The 19,119-nt window shown below is 39.4% G+C and carries 14 protein-coding genes; 8 read left to right on the forward strand and 6 right to left on the reverse strand.

Going from position 1 to position 19,119, the window contains the following annotated elements; translation table 11 throughout:
- The first annotated feature begins 8 nt into the window (after positions 1–8).
- Both FPK91_RS06605 and FPK91_RS06610 read left to right on the forward strand, forming a co-directional pair.
- Positions 9–1,565 (forward strand): GumC domain-containing protein, encoded by a 1,557-nt coding sequence (locus tag FPK91_RS06605; RefSeq protein WP_227006705.1) that lies wholly within the window; start codon positions 9–11, stop codon positions 1,563–1,565.
- A complete protein-coding gene (locus FPK91_RS06610) occupies positions 1,505–2,785 on the forward strand; it encodes an O-antigen ligase domain-containing protein (protein WP_144209681.1) in 1,281 nt (426 codons plus the stop codon). Before FPK91_RS06605 ends, FPK91_RS06610 begins: the two co-directional genes overlap by 61 nt.
- 105 nt (positions 2,786–2,890) lie before the next feature.
- Here FPK91_RS06610 and FPK91_RS06615 read toward each other — a convergent pair whose 3' ends face one another.
- The 4 genes from FPK91_RS06615 to FPK91_RS06630 form a co-directional block, all read right to left on the reverse strand.
- Positions 2,891–3,181 carry a putative quinol monooxygenase gene (locus FPK91_RS06615; protein ID WP_144209684.1) on the reverse strand — a complete coding sequence of 97 codons (291 nt, stop codon included), beginning with the start codon at positions 3,179–3,181 and terminating at the stop codon, positions 2,891–2,893.
- A 199-nt stretch (positions 3,182–3,380) separates the two neighbouring features.
- Entirely contained in the window at positions 3,381–4,037 is a 657-nt protein-coding gene (locus FPK91_RS06620) for an NAD(P)H-dependent oxidoreductase (protein WP_144209687.1), read from the reverse strand.
- Positions 4,038–4,222: 185 nt separating this feature from the next.
- The gene (locus FPK91_RS06625; RefSeq protein ID WP_168926911.1) at positions 4,223–5,014 is read right to left on the reverse strand and encodes a glycine betaine ABC transporter substrate-binding protein; all 792 of its coding nucleotides are present in this window, start codon (positions 5,012–5,014) and stop codon (positions 4,223–4,225) included.
- Between the two features lie 157 nt (positions 5,015–5,171).
- On the reverse strand, positions 5,172–5,531 hold the full coding sequence (locus FPK91_RS06630; protein WP_144209690.1) for a hypothetical protein: 360 nt from the start codon (positions 5,529–5,531) through the stop codon (positions 5,172–5,174).
- 359 nt (positions 5,532–5,890) lie between these two features.
- Between FPK91_RS06630 and FPK91_RS06635 the strand changes: the two genes are divergently transcribed.
- The 6 genes from FPK91_RS06635 (at position 5,891) to FPK91_RS06660 (ending at position 13,694) form a co-directional block, all read left to right on the forward strand.
- Positions 5,891–7,207, forward strand: coding sequence for an oligosaccharide flippase family protein (locus FPK91_RS06635; protein ID WP_144209693.1), 1,317 nt, complete (start codon positions 5,891–5,893; stop codon positions 7,205–7,207).
- Between the two features lie 10 nt (positions 7,208–7,217).
- Complete coding sequence (locus FPK91_RS06640; protein ID WP_144209696.1) at positions 7,218–8,276, forward strand: glycosyltransferase family 2 protein; 1,059 nt, start codon at positions 7,218–7,220, stop codon at positions 8,274–8,276.
- 302 nt (positions 8,277–8,578) lie between these two features.
- The gene (locus tag FPK91_RS06645) at positions 8,579–10,549 is read left to right on the forward strand and encodes a WecB/TagA/CpsF family glycosyltransferase (RefSeq protein ID WP_144209699.1); all 1,971 of its coding nucleotides are present in this window, start codon (positions 8,579–8,581) and stop codon (positions 10,547–10,549) included.
- A gap of 8 nt (positions 10,550–10,557) precedes the next feature.
- Entirely contained in the window at positions 10,558–11,976 is a 1,419-nt protein-coding gene (locus tag FPK91_RS06650) for a sugar phosphate nucleotidyltransferase (protein ID WP_144209702.1), read from the forward strand.
- Positions 11,977–12,025: 49 nt separating this feature from the next.
- The gene (gene tagD, locus FPK91_RS06655) at positions 12,026–12,421 is read left to right on the forward strand and encodes a glycerol-3-phosphate cytidylyltransferase (protein ID WP_144209705.1); all 396 of its coding nucleotides are present in this window, start codon (positions 12,026–12,028) and stop codon (positions 12,419–12,421) included.
- A gap of 61 nt (positions 12,422–12,482) precedes the next feature.
- Complete coding sequence (locus tag FPK91_RS06660; RefSeq protein WP_144209708.1) at positions 12,483–13,694, forward strand: CDP-glycerol glycerophosphotransferase family protein; 1,212 nt, start codon at positions 12,483–12,485, stop codon at positions 13,692–13,694.
- A gap of 39 nt (positions 13,695–13,733) precedes the next feature.
- On the opposite strand, the gene FPK91_RS06665 is transcribed toward FPK91_RS06660, so the two are convergent.
- Positions 13,734–16,970: a DEAD/DEAH box helicase gene (locus FPK91_RS06665; RefSeq protein WP_144209711.1), complete on the reverse strand. Its 3,237-nt coding sequence runs from the start codon at positions 16,968–16,970 to the stop codon at positions 13,734–13,736.
- A 165-nt stretch (positions 16,971–17,135) separates the two neighbouring features.
- On the reverse strand, positions 17,136–19,088 hold the full coding sequence (locus tag FPK91_RS06670; protein WP_144209714.1) for a monovalent cation:proton antiporter family protein: 1,953 nt from the start codon (positions 19,086–19,088) through the stop codon (positions 17,136–17,138).
- Positions 19,089–19,119 lie beyond the last annotated feature (31 nt).

A 19,119-nucleotide genomic window follows, 5' to 3' on the forward strand; every position in this document is an offset into this window, starting at 1 on the left:
AGACAGCTATGAGCTCAGAAAAGACTAATAATAACAATGAGCCAAACGCTCAAGATGATTCAAAACTTGTTACCGATGCTATCGTTGATACAAAACCTGAGAACAAACTTGAAAGTGAACAGGAAACTGAATCAGAGCAAACAAGCTTTTCTGAGCTGGCTTACTTATTCTGGATTAAACGCGCCACTTTAGAGGGCAGTAAGTTAACCCCTAAAGCACGCAAACGTCTTTATCTTAAAACAGCAATTGGTGCGTTATTAATCATATGGGTTCTTGTCGCTATCTTCATTGCTTTAACACCCACAAAATACATCAGTAAATGGGTGCTTATTTTACCCGGCGCTGCAGCAGGTTCGTCGCTAAGCCTTGACAGCTTAGGTCAAGCAAGCAGTTTGAGTAACTCGCCATACGCCAGTTCCGCCATTGACCCAAGAGAAAATTATAAAGCGATATCGATGAGCAGTATTTTAAAACAAAGCACTGCGCACTATCTAAAAGTACCAACCAGTGAAATTCAAAATCCTAAACTCAAACTGCCAAGCCAAACGGGTTTAATGGAGTTTAGTATTAAAGGTTCATCACCTGAACAAGCACAAGAACGCGCTTGGGCCATGTATCGCTCACTGCAAAACACCCTAGATGATCTGCGCGCTGATGAGATTAGTCTACGCGAACGTGGCATTCAACGCGGACTCAACAGTTATAATATTCGCGTCAAAGAAACTCAAAATCAATTACTTGATTTCCAATCTGAGCGTGGCTTGGTCACTTTAGATCAATTCAAAGAACTTGCCGTTACCATTGAACGTTTACGCCATAGTAAAGTCACGATGTCATCGAAACTGCAAGGGTTAAACGCCAGTTATGCATTATATGAAAAACACCTTGGTATCACTGATTCCCAAGCGGCCATATTGCTTAAACTCAACAACGATAAGCTATTTCAGCAGTTACTTGAAAAACACAATACCGCCAATACAACCTACATTGAAAATGCAGGGACTTTAGGCAGCCGTCACCCTATATTGGTATCGCTTAAAGCTGAGCTAGACAGTATTTTAAATAGTATGAAAAAACGTTTTAATACTGTCATTGGTTACCAAGATGAAAAAATACTGATGATGTTAACCGTGGATGATGTCGATGGCCGAGCGGTAATGATGCAAGAATTTATTGCTATCTCATCCAATCGTTCTGCAACACAATCAGAAGTTGACTCTTTGATTGAGCAAATTAATCAGTGGGAAAAACGCTTACAATACAGCAATGATGATGCTGCTAAGCTTGCTGATTTACAGCGTGAACATCAATTAGCTTCTGCGGTATTAACCTCAGCAATGGCAAAAATGGATGTGGGTAAATCTGATATTTATTCGGCCTATCCAATGCTGCAATTATTGTCTTCTCCGAGTTTACCTTCATCATCTGATAAGTTAGCGATTATGCTAATTACATTTGGTGGGTTAAGCGCTTCTTTCATGTCACTGGTAGGGTTGAGCATTCTATGGATCCGCAAACCATTGTTGCGCAAAATGTTGACGAAAAAATCATCTACAACTGCATAAGTTACAGTTACTTATTTTGGTTGTTTGGTGCGTTATATGTCGTTGCACCTGTGATTGCTTGGATACTATTTTTACGCTTAATATATAAAAAAATCTCACGCCAACCTGCCTATAGAGTCAGCATTAGTCATTACGTGTGGTTATTGGGCATGTGGGTGATGTTAATCGCGTTAGTTGTTGGCCACCTGCAATTTGGTTTAGGCGCAGGTAAACTGATTAAATCTTCTATCGGCTGGGCAAAAGGCTGGGCATTACTAGCAATATTCCCTCTGATTGGCTGTATGTCGATTAGACCAGAAATCATTTATCGCGCCAGCTGTAAGGTATGTAAGCACACCATCTTACTTTTCCCGCTGTTTCTAATCGCCTGGAAAATCGGTTTACCCAGCACATTATACGTATCGCCAATCAGTATTATTGGTGGGCCTGGGCCTGAGTTTTTCAGTGTCAGTTTATATGAGATAGATCCTGGTAGTGGTGTCCCCCGGTGGCGACTCTTTACCCCTTGGGCCCCAGCCCTTGGCATGTTGGGTAACTTATATTTCATTTTTGCAGTGCAAGAGAAAAATACCTCTTGGAAAAGATGGGGCATCGCCGGCAGTTTACTGATGGTATTAATGTCTCAATCACGCCTTGGCTTAGTCTGCTATTTGGCATTAATTGGCTTTTTTACCATGTTTAGATTCGTGCGATCGCCCTGGTTATATTTATTACTGAGCCCGTTAATGTTACTTGTAGGCGTGGTTGGCGAAGCAACCATAAATAGAATACAACTTAGCATTACTGCGATTAAAGCCGCTCGAGCAGACTCCACAAGAGTTCGCCAATCGTTAGCTGATATAGCACTAGAGCGCTGGATGAACGAAGCGGTAGTATTTGGTCACGGCATTGTAGAGCGCGGCCCCCATATGGTGGAGTACATGCCCATTGGATCTCACCATACTTGGTATGGATTATTATTTGTTAAAGGAGTTGTTGGCGCGATAGCTTTGGCAATACCTATGTTAGTTACTTTTATCATGCTACTAATTAGATTATTTAGCCAGCCAATGGCCAGAGTCGGCATGGCCATTTTATTGATGCTGGGTCTGTACACTTTTGGGGAAAACTTAGAGATTTTAGCTTACTTATACTGGCCAGGATTAATTGTGTTAGGAATCGCGCTTAGGGCTGAGGAACCTGAAGATGTATTCACTAAAGCTGCTGCGCTAGAAGAGTAAATATCTCAAGCACTAACGCACTAAACAATAACAGCAGCCTTTATGAGTATTTCATTGAGCGTTTTTTAAATAACCCAGAATTCAGATAAAACACTCAAATAGTATTTACGCTATTTGAGTCATCTCATTTAAAATGAATTGTTCTACTGCACCTTCAGTGGCTGCCATATACTCTTTCAAATGGTCATTGCCCATATGCGTTTGCCATAATTCACGAGACGCCCAATTTTCATAAAACATAAAATGTGCTGGATTAGTATTGTCTTGATGTAAGTCATAATTAATACAGCCAGCTTCTGCACGAGTAATATCCATCAATTTTAATAACTCAGCTTTGACCAACTCGACCTTGTCAGCTTTAGTAATGATGTTTGCAACGATAGTTAATGTAGCCATGATTATTGCCTCTTGCTTGCCTGTGTTTTGATGATTAAATAATAGCGCCATATCAACCTACCTTAAACAGGGTCTCTTTTGATTTATTATCAAATTAAAATTGATAATAAAATAAAGAGAGATAATTTAAGTATTATTAAATCAAGAAACGGTTTTATAAAAGCCGCTTTGAAAGCGGCTCATTGATGAATAAACCACCTTAGAGAATTTGTACCACTTGATCTAACGCTAAACGCGACTTAGGTAAATTAGCATTATAATCTTCTTCGCTATGATGATAGCCAATAGCTAATGCAACGTTGCATTCAAAACCATCAAGCTCTTTAGCAAAAATCTGACTAATCATCTCACTATCGACCCCTTCCATCGTAGTGGAATCAATTCCAAGCCTTGCAAGTACATGTAAAGTGTTACCCAAAGCAAGATAGGTTTGAGACTTAGTCCATGAAGCATTGTTTCCAGTCTCATCTGTATTTAAATCAACAAAAGCGAAACCACCGAACGCTTGTTCGCGGTCTGCTGCTTTAGTGCGCTTATCTTCAATACCTTTATCAACGACTTTGGCATAATCTTCACGAGTATAATGCGGATTATGAGCAAACAAGATAACCTGAGAACACGTTTTTACATGAGGCTGATTGAACTGAAATTTATGGGCAAAAGTGTCGTGCATTCTTTGTTTAGCGGCATCACTTTCAATGACGATAAATTTCCAAGGTTGTGAATTAATTGAAGATGCAGACAGTCTCATCGCCTCGCAAATCACAGCTAAATCTTCCTTTGAGACACGCTTTGAAGGGTCGTAACGCTTTGCAGTATAGCGATTAGCTAAATCCTCAATAATTGGATGTGTCATGTTGATAATCTCCACTTTCTTAAATAAGCCCAATACAAAAATTGGGGAATATAACTGTCGACAATAATAGTTAGGACGTAATAGCTCTGACGTAATAGTTCTATAGTATGGGGGATAAATAATATCTTGCTTAGTTAAACTAAATTTAGATTAGCGCTTTCATTCAATTATCATACAACTCATTACTAACGTGATAGAAAACCATTATTCATTAACCACTTTTGAGTAACATCATCTAAATTTTTACCTTCACGGCAGACTTGATAATCAAGTTCAGCAATGATGTCATTGGAGAAACGTAATGAATCTAAAGTAGCAAGTTGATCATCAGTAAATAATGATTTTTTATCTTCACGCATTAACAGTACTGCTCTATCTACAATACCGAGTAAACCTTTAGGGTCTTTTAATTCACGGATATTATAGCGATGATGTAAAAATTGCGGTTTCCAAAGCGGAACCACCAGCCATTGCAGTTTTTGAACCGCATTCTCAAAAGTGCTAAAACAATCTTCTTCAGTTCCAGGTGAAAAAGAATAACCAGCTTCATTTAAACCATAATCTTGCATCATCTGTATTGAAAAACGGGTTATACCTGCTCCAGGGTTAATACCTTGAATATGTGACTGCATTTTTGCAAACACATCAGGCTTCAATAAATCAGTAATCTCAGCAACATCAGCCTCTGGAACATAATCAGGGACTCCCCATAACGCGTATGGCTCATAATGCAGACCCAGTTCTATAAGAGGAATAACTTCTTCAACATCACTTTTATAAACACCGTGACTCGAAGGCAACCACGCAGAACTGAGTAAATCAACTTGACCACTTTTGAGTTTTTTAAAGTTTTCTTGATGAGGTGAATAAATGCGTTCAACCTCAAATTCCATTGATTTTAAGGCATGACTGACAAGCGATGCCGCCACATGGTGAAAGGATAAATCCGTAACGCCAATTGTGAGTGTTTGCTTCATATTAATCACCAATATTCGTGTTTACTTGCGGGAATCAAATACAGAGTTGATTCAATGCATTTAGAATAAAAGCAATCACCATGGTTTTAAACAGGCTAACAGTTGAAATATTATCAATTTTAAATTGATAATATTTTCTCATTATTTGTTGCTCTAATTAGCTACCTTTAACTAATTGTTGTTGAACAAATGCACACCAGGCTTCAGAATTTCTATCAGGCACATCGTTATCACCTCTAACACCAAGCTTGAATTCAATCACAGATTTCCATTCATCAGAGCCTAAATCGGGTCCATGCCCTTGGCCATCGGCAGATACCAGTTGTTGCTCGACTTGTTTAAACCAAGCTTCATTACACGTGACTGTTATTTCGGTTTTACTGGGTAATTGAACGATTTTACCTTCCTCAGTACTTTGACTACAGGCCGATAGTCCCATAACCAAAGCAATAGCTAATCCGGTAACCAGTCCGTTAACTGACCCGATACGACTTAATAAAGCAGGTATATTTTTCATCTCACTCTCCTTTTTAATCTGTGACCCATTAGACGCTGATTATTCAGCGACTAATTTAATGTTTACAACAAGCCTAAACTAATCCGTAATGCCTTACATTTTTTCATTACAGGTCCTAAAAGCTTACGATTAAATAGCCCTCAAGCCCATAAAAGAAAGCATTATTCCTAGATTGCAAACTGCAATAACTCACTCTCAATTTGCTAAAACAGTAAATCCCCTAACAAGACAAATAGCATAAAACCTAATAAAAACAATCAAATAAAAGATGGCACGATTAGTGTAATACACCTTGTAAGTAAGTAATTTGAATTCGCAAAATAACGTCAAATTGCCAACAACCTCCAAGGACTCTAATAATGCAAAGCATCACTAAATCACTAGGTCATAAAACGACCATCAACCAAATGCTAAACCAAGGCATTCGTACTTTAGGTAAAAACCTATTGTGGTTGGCTAGTGCGCAATTTAGTGGTCGTATCGTTAGATTAGGTGCAAGTGTTATCACTGCCAGATTGCTCACCCCAGAGATTTTCGGTCAAGTTGCCATTACGCTGACTTTATTTGAATTAATTTGCACCCCAACACGTCGTATCACCTCTGCAGCCCTTATTCGCATGAATGATGCAGACTTTACCGATAATTTAGCCAGTGCCAATGTTATCAACTTCAGCGCTTGTATCATCGCATTTTTATTAATGAGTTTAATCAGCTTCCCATTAGCTTATTACTACCAAGACACCCAATTAATCTTACCCATCTTATTTGTAGCTAGCAGCTACCTTTTGCTTCCTTTTGGCATGCTATACGCAACCGTCAACTTACGTAACAACAATATGCGTAAAGTTGCCAGTGCCAACTTATGGCAAACAGTGGGTGATGGCATCCTTACTGCCATTCTTGCATTAAGTGGCTTTGGTTTGTGGGCAATCATCATCCCTAAAGTGGTTATGGTTTTCGTTTGGATTTACCTTCACAAAAATGGTAATCCGTTGCCTACATTCACTCAAAAAACATCACTACAAAATATTAAGTCATTACTTAACTTTAGCCTTCCAGTGAGTTCTAGTGACTTAATAAACACCTTAAGACAAAGCATTGATTACTTGGTCATTGGCTATTTCATGGGTGTTGAAGCACTTGGGGTTTACTTCTTTGCTTACAACGTGAGTTTAGGGATTAGCTTAGGGTTAGTTCAAAGCTTTGGTACCGCATTTTACTCTCACCTTTGTACGAATGAGAGTAACGAATCAAACAACCAAGCAAGCGCACAACAAAAATTTCGTAATAGCGTTTTAGCCATTACCGCCATCACAGCGCCAATCATCATCTTACAAACCACGTTAGCACCACTTTATGTGCCTTTTGTATACGGCGAGCAATGGTTAAGCACTGATGCAATATCGGTATTTATCTTCTTATGTTTAAGCGGCTTAGTTCGCCCAATGGCAGAAGCAGCAAGTCAGTTACTACTTGCTAACGGCCATAGTCGCTTGAATTTCAAACTTAACTTATCAATCACGGCAATTTTAACTTTGGTTATCAGTATTGCCAGCCAATTTAGTTTAACCACTGTCGCACTTAGCGTGATGGTGACTTATTTAATCATTATGCCTTGGCTTTGCTGGTACAGCAGCCGCATCTCATTTCAACAATCAGCTGTTTCAAACAGTTAAGGAAAACATTATGTCTCCTAGAATCTCAGTAGTAATGCCTGTTTATAACGTAGAAAAGTTTGTTAAATCAGCCATTGAGTCTGTTTTAAAACAAACCTATGACAACTTTGAATTGTTGATTGTTGATGACCGAGGTGATGACCGTAGTATCCAAATATGTAATCAGTTTATTGGTGACCCACGCGTACATATTATTCGTCATCAATGCAATAAAGGTTTAGCGGCAGCAAGAAACACCGGTATTCGTCATTCTTTAGGTGAGTTTGTCGCTTTTATTGACTCAGATGACCTATGGCACCCAGAAAAGTTACAACGTCATGTAACGCATTTAGACAATGATCCGCAAATAGGCCTGAGTTTTTCTCGCTCTAGCTTTATCGATTTTGATGGTAAGTTTATCGACTTTTATCAAATGCCTAAGTTAACGGGGATTGATGCGGCGCATTTACTATGTCGTAATCCTGTAGGGAACGGTTCCGCTCCTGTTATCCGCAGAACAACCCTTAATGATATTCGTTTCCTATCTGTAACAAGTGCTGACCGTCACAGTTGTTATTTTGATGAGAAATTCCGTCAGTCAGAAGATATTGAATGTTGGTTACGTATTGCCGCAACAACCTCTTGGAAAATTGAAGGCTTACCAGAGCCACTGACTTACTATCGTTTAAATCATGGCGGTTTGTCAGCTAATCTAGAAAAGCAATATGCTTCTTGGGAGTTGATGATTGAGAAAGCTAGAGGCTTTGCACCGTTACTACTGCAACGTCACGAACAAGCCGCGCGAGCTTACCAGTTACGTTATTTATCAAGACAAGCAATCCGCACTGGAGATGGCAGCGCTGCGGTTAAACTTTTCAACCAAGCCATGGCGACTTCACCCAGTATTTTGAAAAACGAAACTGGTAGAACGATCACCACAATGATTGCGGCCTACGCCCAATGGATAATGCCTTCATGGGGTTATATTGCAATAGAAGGTGTAGGGCAAAAATGTATTAGTGTGATGCAAAAAATGCGTATTTCACGTGACGGTGTTTCAAGTGAATTCATGCAAGATAATAAACTTTAAACCTACTACCAATTTACTCGCTGTGAGTAACGCGCTATCCATTAGCCGTTTAGTCATAAGTCATTAATTGCTGTTATTTACTCGAACAATAAGGATACCCAGTGTCATCACCTTCCCTGTTCTGACTTTGCAGTGCGGTTCGCATTCTGCAAAGTCAGCTTTTTATCTCTCATCTTACAATGTAAAAAAACCATAGCAATACCCAACATAACAGTTATAAATCAATACCTTACAAAACATGGAACACTTCATGCTTTAACAAGGTAACTAACAATTAATAATTGCACCTTATGAGGTATTGTATGGACAGTCATCAAACTGCTAACACTCAAGCTAAATCTGTTTCTTCGGTAAAAACGCTAACGTCTGTGCTTATCTTCGATTGGTGCGTGGCATTAATGCTGTTGTTGTTAGCGCTTCCTATCATGCTAATAAAAAGCGTAATGCTAGCGTGTTCTAAACAAGCGATTTTCGAAACACTCTTCATTTATTCAACAGGTAAAGAAGTCACCGTATATCAATTCAGTAAAGGCCGATTTTCAAAGTTACCATTATTTTATAGCGTCCTAAAAGGTGATATAGGTTTATTAGGTAGCGCATTTGAATACTCTGTCTTCGAGCCAACATCTTCAAATAGCCGTCCAGGCATTTTCTCAATAGAGAAAATGCAGCATAGAATGGGTATCCAACATCTCCCTTCTGAAGATAAATTGAGTCGTGAACCTCAATTTAATAGCCTTTTAAGCTATTTATTCAATATTGCTAAATGTCTTTTCTGCAAATTAATCGTTGTTAAAACAGACCTAAGCTATCCTAAGCAATTTAACTTACTTGGGGTCAATATAGATAACAATACAATGAGCGAAAGTGTTGAATTGATCATCAATGCGGCACTAGAGAACAGCCATTGTGATGTTGAGTTCAAACCGACAAAACATTTCTCTTTTGTTAATGCAGACTGTTTAAATATGGCGGCTGACAATAGTGAATATTCGAATATTATCAATGGTTGTGATCAAGTCTTTGCTGATGGAAGTGGTATCCGCATTGCCTGTCAGCTACATAACATCGGCTTAAAAGATAATGTCAACGGTACTGATATGTTGCCGCTACTATCAAAACGCGCAGCGGAACAAGGCATCAAAATTTTCTTCCTTGGCGGTAAAGAAGGTACCGCTGAAAATGCGGCCAATAATATTAAACAGCAATTTCCTAATTTGCAGATTGTGGGCTGTCACCATGGTTATGTAAATCAAGAAAATGAACAAGGTTTGATAGAGCAAATCAATCAATCTAAAGCGGCAATATTACTAGTGGGCATGGGAGCACCTAAACAAGAACAATGGATTACACAGCATAAAGAAAATTTAAATATTAACGTCGCTATCGGTGTAGGAGGACTATTTGATTACTTTGCCAATAATGTCTCTCGTGCGCCTATCGCTGTTAGACAAGTCGGTATGGAATGGGTATGGCGTTTAGCGCAAGAACCTACGCGAATGTGGAAACGCTATGTCATAGGTAACCCTGTATTTATTGCCCGAGTTTTAAAGCAGAAACAATTAATCAATAAAACTCTAGCTGCAACAATGGCAGTAAACAAAACTGTTAATCAGCCGCAACTGGGATTAACAGGACAAAACCGCCATTGGTACTTTTTCAAAATAAAATGCGGTCAATTTGCAAAACGCACATTTGATATCGTCGCCGCTAGCATTTTGCTAATTCTACTCGCCCCGCTATTCCTATTTACTGCTGCTTGTATTCGAATTGAATCAAAAGGCGCAATCTTTTTTTCACAAACCCGTAGTGGTCTAAATAACCAACCTTTCACAATGTGGAAGTTCCGTTCAATGTTTATTGATGCAGAACAAAGACTAGAAAAAATGAAACAAAACAATGAGATGAAAGGTGGCGTTCTTTTTAAAATGAAAAAAGACCCCCGTATTACAGCAATGGGAAAGTTGATCCGTAAAGCATCAATAGATGAACTACCACAGCTTTGGAACGTATTAATCGGCGATATGTCACTAGTTGGCCCAAGACCTGCACTACCTAATGAAGTAAGCCAATATCAATTAAGTGACCGTCGCAGATTAGGAGTGAAACCAGGTATAACCTGCATTTGGCAAGTAAGCGGACGTTCAGATATTCCTTTTGATAAGCAAGTAGAACTAGACATTGACTATATCTACAAACAATCGCTTAAAGAAGATATCACCTTGTTATTGAAAACTATTCCAGCTGTACTTTTGGCGCGTGGCGCCTACTAGGAGATGTTATGCAAGCAATCGTATTTGCAAACCGCTATGGCAACGAATTAGCACCATTGAACCAACAGTATTGCCCTGCTTTGTTACCAGTAGCGAACAAACCGCTAGTGGCATATACCCTAGAAGATTTAGCTGATGCAGGTGTTACTCAAGTAAAAATGGTCATTTGCGCCGACGCTAAAAAAGTCCAATCCCGAATAGGCAATGGCGAGCAATGGGGCTTAACTATCGAGTATTTTTTAAGTAAGCCTGAGGAACAAGTTAACAGTGTACTTGCAAGAATGCATATCGATAAAACAGCTCAGGCACTGGTTGTTCGTGGTGATATTTTAAGAAGCCCATGTTTAAACCGTTTTGTAGAATTCTCACGCCTAGTACCTAGTAAATTTGTGCATGCAAAAATGGACGATAGAAACCCAGGAATGATGATGCTACCTGCAGGTTGGAAACATAATCAATTATTAAATTGGCCATTACAGGTCACTTCGGTTAATCACGATAATAGCATTGCACAGGTACTTCATGGCCACTGTTTCTATGTAGATAGTTTGATGGCATATGTTGAGGCATCAGATTTCGTTATCGCGAATGACGACTTCAGTGTTAAGGGGCGCAAAATGAAAACACAAATCAACGATAAAAACCTTGTTGTTGAAGCGCAGTGTGAATTACCCCTGTTAGAGAATATCTCTGTATTTGGTGCTATTGGAGAATACACTAAAGTCTCAAATAAGGCGCAACTCACTGAGAGTGTTGTTGTTGGAAAATACTGCTTCATTGAAGATAGCAAAATTCGTAATAGTATTATTTTGCCTAACACCTATGTTGGTCCTCAGCTAAGTGTTGAGAATAAAATCATCTCTCAAAATTTGATAATTGATCCACAAACTAACAGCTGGAGCAAGGTTGAAGATGAAACCTTAATAGCGAAATCATCTAAGAGTGCAGTGAACTATAACGGCGTATTTCAAAGAGCCATTTTGTTGATGTTATATATTTTACTTTCACCGCTTTTAATCACCTTATTTGTGGGCGCATTCATTATGAAGCCTAAAAAGCCTATCGTGACTGAAACCGTGATGAACAATCAAAATGAATCAGTAAAAGCTCACAAATTTAATTTCAAAAATGAAAGTGTTGCCCTATTGCCACAAGTTTGGTTAGCGGTAAAAGGTGATTTAGCTTTATTTGGCGCTTCCAGTAAGCATCAAAACTTACATCAAAACTTGCATCAAAATTCGCATAATAGTACTGCAACTTATGGTGTTTACGGTCCTGTACAATTAAATTTTGATGACAATACACCAAAGGAAGAAGTGCAAATGGTGGAGATGGAATTCGAGCAATCCAGCAAACCCCGTTACTTGGTTAATATGCTACAAAATCAGTTTAAAGCCACCAAACCAAGCATTGTAATTAAAAACTAACATCGATATTTCAGTAAATTGTTTGCTATCAGATAAAAGGATACTCATTATGAAAACCATTATTACTTACGGTACATTTGATTTATTCCATTACGGGCATGTGAGATTATTTGAGAGACTCAGTGAAATGTGTGATGAACTTATTGTTGGGGTATCAACAGACGAGTTTAATGCCTTAAAAGGAAAAGCGGCTTTTTTCAGTTTTGAACAAAGAGCAGAAATTGTATCAGCATGCCGGTTTGTGACTAAGGTAATCCCTGAGCAAAACTGGCAACAAAAGTCTGAAGATGTGAGTCGTTATGATGTCGATATTTTTGCCATTGGCGATGACTGGGAAGGCAAGTTTGATTTCTTAAAAAGCCAGTGTGAAGTGCTCTACTTAACCAGAACCGATAGTATTTCGACTACTGAAATAAAAGATAACCTTGCGATAAAAGCAGCCTGACGTTATCAGCAGTTTAGTGCTATCTTTGTATTTAAAGGATTTTTTGTCACGGAGACAAAGTATGAGCCAATTCATAATCAATAGCATTCGATATGTCGTGACTCAAGTATTGTATTTCTTTTCCGGTTTTTTCCCAAGGCAACACAAAGCGGTTATGGGATGTTATAAAAATAAATTTGCCGATAACAGCAAGTATCTATATTTACACTGGCAACAAAAACAGGTCATACGCGCGATTTGGATTAGTGGCAGCAGAATTACCGTCAACGAGTTATCCCTGCAAGGATATGAAGCTTACCATCGCTGGAGCCTTAACGGCATTTACCATGCTTTAACCGCCAAATATTATATCTACAACAGCTATATTGGCGATATTAATCAATATCTTGCCAAAGGCGCTATTAAAATTAATCTGTGGCATGGTTCGCCATTAAAACGTATTGAATTCGATATTAACAATGGGCCTTTATTCAAGGTTTACCACCCACAGAATCTGGCTGAGAAATTGACCTCTGCAAGTTTATTTCATCAGCAAAACATAGCCCCAGATAACATGGTGGCACCCAGTGAGCTGGTATCAAAACTCTTTGCTAGCGCTTTCAAAATAAATGAAGCCAAGATGCTACATTGCGGCAATCCAAGAACGGACTATTTCAAAAAATATCCACAAGCGGATTCATTAATTGATGAGCTAAAACAATTGAATAACGTTGAAACTGTTATTTTATATGCACCGTCATGGCGAGATTCTACTGCACTTGCCAATAACACTAGCAATCCTTACTTAAAAGCATTTGATTTTAAAGCGCTATCTTCACAACTGGTAAATAATGAGCAATTATTGTTACTTCGACTTCACCCAAATGAAGCTTACCTAGCTGATGGTTTCAGTGATTATGACAACATAATTAATATCAGTGATTGGCAAGATACCTATGAAATTATTGATGATGTAGATTTGTTAATTACCGATTACTCTTCTTTGTATATTGATATGTTACAAACTAAAGCAGGTATTATTTTCTATCAGTTTGATCAATTGGAATATCAAACAGACAGCCGCCAGTGCTATGACTACGCAGAAAATATTCCACCAGCTGGCGTGGTTATTACCGACTTCATTGAATTAATGTCTTATCTCGATACATTCAAGTTCAGCTCAGATGATCCTGTAGACAAAAAAAATAGAGCTGAGTTAACTCAGCTCTATTGGCAATATCAGCAAACCAATGCATTTGAACGTTTAGATGAATTCGTTAACGCTCACCATTAATAACGGCAGTTATCTCAACAATGGCTATCTTAACAATCACTACCTTAACAACGACAGTAAATCATCAGCATTGCCCTGCCACTGGCTTTTAGCGCTGCCTGACAAGATACTATCTGCAAGACTTTGCTTGTGCTGTTGCATCTCTTGTATCTTCTCTTCTACTGTTCCTTGGGCAATCAGCTTATAAACAAACACTGGATTTAGCTGACCAATACGGTGCGCTCTATCTGTTGCTTGTTTTTCAGCAGCGGGATTCCACCAAGGGTCAAAGTGAATAACGGTATCTGCAGCAGTAAGGTTTAAGCCCGTTCCACCAGCCTTAAGACTGATCAAGAATACGGGTTTGTCGCCCTCTTGAAACGAATCGATTTCAACTTGGCGATGACGTGTTTGTCCCGTGAGCTTACTGTAGCCGATACCCAAATCTATAAGCTCTTGTTCAATCAATGCCAACATTCCAGTGAATTGACTGAATATTAGAATTTTACGCCCTTCTTCCACCATCTCAGGTACGTTTTGTGTCAGCCATGTCAGCTTGGCGTTATCTTTTACATACTGAGCTTGCTCTAGTTTCACTAACCGAGGATCACAACAGGCTTGGCGAAGTTTGAGCAGTGCATCTAAAAACTCAATGTGACTGCTTGATACACCTTGCTTAGCAAACAACTCACGCAATTTTTTCTCCATCACTAAACGGATACTTTCATATAAATTACGTTGGTCTTTTTCTAATTCAAGCGTCTGAATAATGATGGTTTTTTCTGGTAGTTCAGACATTACTTCGCTTTTTGTACGACGGAGTAAAAATGGTGCAATACGATTTAATAAAATAGCCGATTTTTCAGTATCAGCTTGTTTCTCAATCGGCCCTCTGAACTCTTTATTAAAGTAAGCATGCTGGCCTAATAATCCAGGTAAACAGAAATCCATTAGCGATTTTAATTCACCTAAATGATTTTCAAGCGGAGTGCCCGACAAACATAATCTAAATTGACCTTTAAAGGTTTTTAGCGCCTGCGTCACCTTAGCTTGCGCGTTTTTAATCTGCTGCGCTTCATCTAATATAATATGTTCAAAGCTATAATCGCTGTACACCATCTCATCACGTAAGATCAGTGGATAAGTGGTTACAATCACATCATAGTCTTCGATTTTCTCAAGCATGGCTTGTCGCTTGCTGCCATGAACCACTAACACCCGTAAACTTGGCGTAAATTTTTGAGCTTCTTTTAACCAGTTACCCACTAAACTAGTTGGGCAAACAATTAAACTTGGTCTAAATGCGCGTGGCGATAATGGTGATGATTGTTCTTGCAGTTTTGACTGTTTAGCTTTCAACAAGAAAGCCAAGGTTTGCAGCGTTTTACCCAAGCCCATATCATCAGCAAGAATGCCACCTAGTTGGTATTCTTTTAAAAAGCATAACCAATCGTAGCCCTGTTTCTGATAGTCACGTAGCGTAGCATTCAGACCCTCTGGCAACTCTACAGGCTCAATACCTTTAAACTCTGTGAGTTTGTTTGCCAGTTTTCGTACCCGTTCACCATTAAGCAAACGTATATCGCTTTCAGAAAGCTCATTTAGTAAGTCAGCACGGTTACGAGGCACTTCAAGTTGATCGCCACCGCCGCGCTGGAATAATTCTTGAATCACTGAAATCAGTGGTTTGATTGTTTTAGCTTTAATTTTTACAAAGCGGCCATTCGGCCCAGGTAAAATAAGTTCTTGTTCGTCATCAGGTTCACCATTTTGCTGAAGCCAACGAGCCACTAAGCTAAGTAACGGAACACTTTGTCCTTCGATGTCGGCATTAAGGGATAATGAGAACCAGCCGCTATCTTCGTCATCATCAAGATCCACTTCAATATCAGCCTCAATAATATTAAGGTCAAAATCAGCCGCGAATTCTATCTGGTAACCTAAGTCTTCTAACGTCATGATGCCGAAAGTCGTCAATTGTGCCCATTCGTTGACCATGTCAGGCATGAGGCCAAGACTATGAAAACTTTTAGCCTGATTGAATTTGAGTAAAGAATTGTCGATAGCCTCTAATTGCAGACTTTGTAAAATATCGATGACCTGTAACTCTTGCTCTGGGTCGCGATGGATCTGATATTGCGCTTTACCCTGCTTGATTAAGCTAATTTTTTCACGAGCTAACTTTCCTGAAAGTGTCACTTCACCGTATTTAAACTCTAGCTGCAACACCGGTTGCATCACGGGAGAGTCACTTAACTGAACCATAGTAAACGTGAGCTTTACTTCAAGAGGCTGCTCAATTTCATAAAATTCTATTTCGCTTGGCACTGGCACACTTTTAGGGGAAAAATGTCGTAGCATTTTATCACTAATGGAATCGGCTTTATCCAATGGCACTGGTGGCATTTGTTGTAATAACTTCAGTTTTTCAACCGTCAAATCAGTATCTAAATGCCCAACCTTAAGATAATCCAAATCCACAAACATCGGTGGACAAGTGGCAATAAACTCCCAATTATCAAGCTCTGGCATACTCATACTAATTTGAGTATGACGAGCATCTGTTTCTTTCCAAATAAAATCTGGTGCAACGGCATGAGTCATTTTGATTGGGGTACGATTTTCTTCCCAAAAACAAGCGCCGATTTGAATCATTTTATTCAACGCTAATGCACAAATCTCACCTTCAAGGTAAATCTTAGAAGCACTTTTAGAAGAAGAAAGAAGTAGACTGATAATTTGGCTATCTTCTGCATTGATCCACCAAGGAAGATGGTACTTCACATCATTAAGGGCAACTTTACTGCCTTTATTAAATTGCTGTTTCTTGTTTAATTTACTGCGCTTAAACTCAACAAAAATCCCATGATGATCACTTGATAGAACAAAAATAATCCGTTCTTTTTCTTCATCTTCTTCTGGTTGATTTAGCAAATCTTGCTTATCTAATTGTAGTAACCATTGGCTGAGCCTTTGCTCTTCAACAGGCTTTTTATCTACCAATGCTAAAAGCGCCGCGGCAACATGCTTACAATTAGTCGCAACTGGGCAAGTACAATGAGAATTCATCACAATCTTGTGATTCACGTTCACTAGCGTAATGTCTTGGCGATAAGGCTCGGTAGCAGAACCGACCACATAAGATTCAATATTATGATTTTCTTGACTGGCATGAACGTCTAGAACCCGCCCTTCAATCAGGTAGTTCTGCGCCTTTTGCAGTTGAATAGATGAAAATAACTTAGCAACGAGTTCTAAGGTAATTTTTATTGGAAGATTAAACAATTTGGCCGACATGCATTATTCCATACAAGCTGTAGCAAAAAGATGGCTACACAACAACGAGCGTAACCATCCATTGTATGGAAGATGTCTGTAAAATTCTACCGTGACATGCGCTTTAGTGATTTATTTTAAAGCTTGCGTTGAAGTTTGACCCCTTAAAGGCACATCCCCTTCATATTAACCTTGTAGTAAATGTTCCTCTGTCGCTTCTATCGAGCGTGGTTTACCGACAATCATAACGATATCCCGTCGCTCAAACACCCAATTATCAGGTGGCGGGCTTATTTCTTCGCCCTTACGTCTAACACCACGAATTTCGACGCCTAGGCGTGACCAGGGAATATCAGCCATGCTTTTTCCAATAGCATCGGCACCGGTATCAAGCGCTACGGCATGCAGTAATTCTAAAGTGAAATCAGTATCTGCACCGGTGAAAAAACCATGTAAATATTGATAATGATTACGACGCTCTGATTCCAAACGCTTAATAATTCTTGGTAGCGGCACCCCACATTTATACAACACTTGAGATACCAGCATTAAGCTGCCTTCAAGTTTTTCAGGAATGACTTGGGTAGCCCCAGCTTCTTTCAAATTATCAAGTTCTTCGTCATCTGTGGTGCGGACAATAATTTTAGTTTCTGGTGCTAACTTACGGGATAGTGCTAAACAGTCTTCAACTTGCCTTGAATCACCAAAAGTAATCACCACCATACTCGCGCGGCGAATACCGATTTGTTTTAACAAGCCCATCTTACAAGCATCGCCAAAAAATACTGGCTCTCCAGCGGCTTTTGCTTCTGATACTCGTGTTGGGTCTAAGTCCAAAACTACAAACGGAATCGCTTCGGTTTTTAAGAATCGCGCAATGGTTTGCCCTACTCGGCCATAACCCAGTATCAACACTAAATCGCCATCTTCAGGTGGTGGAAGTGTAAACTCCTCTTCCATTTGTTCTTTGCTATTGGTTTTACCATCTATTTTACTAGCAATTTCGACACTGTGCCGGACAAGCCAGGGAGCTATCGACATAGAAAGCACCGCAACCATCACTAATATCGTACTCATTTGAGTTTCGAGTAGCTCATAATTTACCGCTAACGCTAACAATACAAAGCTAAACTCACCAACTTGCGCCAAACTAATCGCAGTACTGAGCGCGACTTTAAATTGCTCACCACCTAACTTTAATAAGCCAAATACAACCAAAACTTTTGTGATTAATACCGCAAAGAGAATCAGTAAAATTTGCCACCAAAACTCAACGACGATAGCAAAGTCCAATAACATACCAATGGAGATAAAAAACAGTCCCATTAGCAGATCGCGAAATGGCCTAATATCAGCTTCTAACTGGCGGCGATACTGGCTTTCCCCTAATAACATCCCTGCAATAAAAGCGCCTAATGCCATTGAAAGTCCTAACCATTGGGTAAATGCACCTGTCACTAACACAACCACCAATGTCGATAATACAAACAGTTCATTAGATCGAGAACGCGCCACTTCATCAAATATCCGCGGCAGAATCCATTTGCCAAATGACATCAGCCCGATAAAGGCCAAAATACCTGTCAATAAGCCCCAAGCAATATCAAGGAAACCGATAGGATCGCCATTAGTGGATAATAGCGGTAATACAATGAGCAGTGGGACTACGGCAATATCCTGAAATAACAACACACTGACAGACAGTTCACCATGGCGACGACGCATCCATCCTTGTTCATTTACTAGTTTTAACACAATCGCCGTAGAAGACAGCGCCACCGCAGAACCGATGACCACTGCAGCAATCATATTTTGCCCGAACATGAATGCGACTAATCCTGCAATTAATGCGGTGCAACTTACCTGCGCGCTACCAAGGCCAAATACAGTGCGGCGCATTGACCATAATTTTGGTACAGAGAACTCCAACCCTAGACTAAACATCAACAGCACCACGCCGAGTTCGGCAACTGAGTGCATCTGATGCTGGGTAAACCAGTGAAAACCACTCGGGCCACTAACAACACCAGTAAGAAGATAAGCAAGAATAGCTGGCAGTCCAAATCGTCTTAATAACGATATAGCAACGATAGCAATGACTAGCATTGAGAGAATATGGATAAAAAAACTGTGCTCCATAAATGCATGTTCTCCGAGTCAAAAAAATAAC

Origin of the sequence: Shewanella donghaensis, assembly GCF_007567505.1 — a bacterium.
Classification (GTDB): domain Bacteria; phylum Pseudomonadota; class Gammaproteobacteria; order Enterobacterales; family Shewanellaceae; genus Shewanella; species Shewanella donghaensis.

Coding starts and splice junctions, on each gene's coding strand:
- FPK91_RS06650 (WP_144209702.1), top strand. CDS start 10,558: ATGCAAGCAATCGTATTTGCAAACCGCTATGGCAACGAATTAGCACCA.
- tagD (WP_144209705.1), top strand. CDS start 12,026: ATGAAAACCATTATTACTTACGGTACATTTGATTTATTCCATTACGGG.
- FPK91_RS06645 (WP_144209699.1), top strand. CDS start 8,579: ATGGACAGTCATCAAACTGCTAACACTCAAGCTAAATCTGTTTCTTCG.
- FPK91_RS06630 (WP_144209690.1), bottom strand. CDS start 5,531: ATGAAAAATATACCTGCTTTATTAAGTCGTATCGGGTCAGTTAACGGA.
- FPK91_RS06615 (WP_144209684.1), bottom strand. CDS start 3,181: ATGGCTACATTAACTATCGTTGCAAACATCATTACTAAAGCTGACAAG.
- FPK91_RS06620 (WP_144209687.1), bottom strand. CDS start 4,037: ATGACACATCCAATTATTGAGGATTTAGCTAATCGCTATACTGCAAAG.
- FPK91_RS06610 (WP_144209681.1), top strand. CDS start 1,505: ATGGATCCGCAAACCATTGTTGCGCAAAATGTTGACGAAAAAATCATC.
- FPK91_RS06635 (WP_144209693.1), top strand. CDS start 5,891: ATGCAAAGCATCACTAAATCACTAGGTCATAAAACGACCATCAACCAA.
- FPK91_RS06605 (WP_227006705.1), top strand. CDS start 9: ATGAGCTCAGAAAAGACTAATAATAACAATGAGCCAAACGCTCAAGAT.
- FPK91_RS06640 (WP_144209696.1), top strand. CDS start 7,218: ATGTCTCCTAGAATCTCAGTAGTAATGCCTGTTTATAACGTAGAAAAG.
- FPK91_RS06670 (WP_144209714.1), bottom strand. CDS start 19,088: ATGGAGCACAGTTTTTTTATCCATATTCTCTCAATGCTAGTCATTGCT.
- FPK91_RS06625 (WP_168926911.1), bottom strand. CDS start 5,014: ATGAAGCAAACACTCACAATTGGCGTTACGGATTTATCCTTTCACCAT.
- FPK91_RS06660 (WP_144209708.1), top strand. CDS start 12,483: ATGAGCCAATTCATAATCAATAGCATTCGATATGTCGTGACTCAAGTA.
- FPK91_RS06665 (WP_144209711.1), bottom strand. CDS start 16,970: ATGTCGGCCAAATTGTTTAATCTTCCAATAAAAATTACCTTAGAACTC.